The organism is Bradyrhizobium sp. P2_E8, assembly GCF_056403875.1.
Genome location: NZ_JBFUES010001308.1, coordinates 1 through 1723, shown reverse-complemented (window position 1 = coordinate 1723; position 1723 = coordinate 1). Strand labels below are relative to the sequence as shown.

Below are 1723 nucleotides of genomic sequence, written 5' to 3'. Positions count from 1 at the left end.
ATCCTGTAGCCGCCATCGATCAGCAGCCGTGCGTCGCGGGCGAAGGTTGCGACGTTGCAGGAGACCGCGACGATGACGGGCACCTTGCTTGCGGCGAGCTTCAGTGCCTGCGCCTCTGCGCCCTGGCGCGGGGGATCGAATACGACGGCGTCGAAGTCGCGCAGCTCCTGGGGCACAAGGGGGCGGCGAAACAGGTCGCGCGGCTCAGCCTTGATTGGCTTCAGGCCGGGCGCGCGCGCGGCCTTTGCCAGCGCGGCAACTGCGCCGGCGTCGTTGTCATAGGCGGGGACGCGGGCCTTCTCGGCGAGCCGCAGCGCGAACGGCCCGACGCCGCAGAAGAGGTCGAGAACCTCCTTGGCCTTGCCGACGCGCTCGGCGACGAGAGACGCCAGCGTCTCTTCACCCGCGACGGTTGCCTGCAAAAACGAGCCCGGCGGCAGCGTGACTTCAGCACGGCCCATCTTCATCGTCGGCGGCAGGCGTTGCAGCACCAGCTCGCCGTGCCGCGTCAGCCGCGCCAGGCGATGCTGCTCGGCGACGCGCGACAGCGCCGTGACCAGCGGCGTCGGCAGCGGGCCGGAGCCGCGCACGTCGACGTCGAGGCCGTTGGCGGTCGCCGTGACCTGGATGTCGAGCGGCTTCGTCACAGGCATTTTGGACGTCAGCGGCTCGGCCAGCGCCCAGGCCGCATCGAGCGCGCCATCGAGTGCTGGATCGAGGATCGGGCAGCGATGGATCGGGATGACGTCGTGCGAGCTCGCTGCCGAGAAGCCGACCTTGAGGATGTCATGCGTGCCGAACCGGCCGTGCAGCGTGACGCGCCTGCGCCCCACGCCATGGGCATCGACCAGCGGCGCAACCTCGCAATCGATGCCGGCCTGCGCCAGCGTCTCGACCACGATGCTGCGCTTCCAGGCATGATACGGCTCGGCCGCCCAATGCTGGATCGCGCAGCCGCCGCAGACGCCGAAATGCGGGCAGAACGGTGCGATGCGCTCGGGGCTTGCGACATCGACCGCGAGCAGCTTGCGGCGGTCGGGATGATTGCCCGCGACGTGGTCGACCTCGACGGTCTCGCCGCCGAGCGCATATGGCACATAGATCGTTTCGCCGGCGTCGAGCGCGACGCCGTCGCCGCGATGGCCGACGTGATCGATCCTCAGGCGCTCAACCACGGCGCGCGCCCAGGAAGAATTCGCTGTTGCCGTCGCCGCCGGTGATCGGCGAGGGGAACACCTCGATGTCGGTGCAGCCGAGCGAGGCGGCGAAGGCCGCGATGTCGTCGCAGATCTCCCGATGCACGGCGGCGTCGCGGATGATGCCCTTCTTGTTGTGCTTCCGCTCGGCCTCGAATTGCGGCTTGATCAGCGCCAGCAGGCTCATCGGTGCAGCCGCCAGCGACAGAGCCACGGGCAGCACGGTCTTCAGCGAGATGAAGCTGACGTCGATGACGACGATATCGGGCCGCGCCGGCAGGCGTTTGCCTTCATAGGCGCGGATGTCGGTCTCCTCCATCGACACGATCTTTGGATGACCACGCAGCGAGGGATGCAATTGGTTGGTGCCGACATCGATGGCGAACACCAGGCTTGCGCCATTGGCCAGCAGCACCTCGGTGAAACCGCCGGTGGAGGCGCCGACGTCGAGGCAGACATGGTCCTCGATCTCGATCGGGTAGCGTTCCAGTGCGCCCGCGAGCTTGACGCCGCCGCGCGACACGTAG

At 68.4% G+C, this 1723-nt stretch carries 2 protein-coding genes; both read right to left on the bottom strand.

The genetic code is table 11. The annotated features are described in order from the left end of the window. The coding region (locus AC1D00_RS39880) for a class I SAM-dependent RNA methyltransferase (RefSeq protein WP_477014475.1) at positions 1–1175 on the bottom strand (1175 nt) is incomplete at its 3' end. Further along, a partial coding sequence (locus tag AC1D00_RS39875; RefSeq protein WP_477014474.1) for a TlyA family RNA methyltransferase occupies positions 1168–1723 on the bottom strand: 556 nt, incomplete at its 5' end. The genes AC1D00_RS39875 and AC1D00_RS39880, both read right to left, overlap by 8 nt.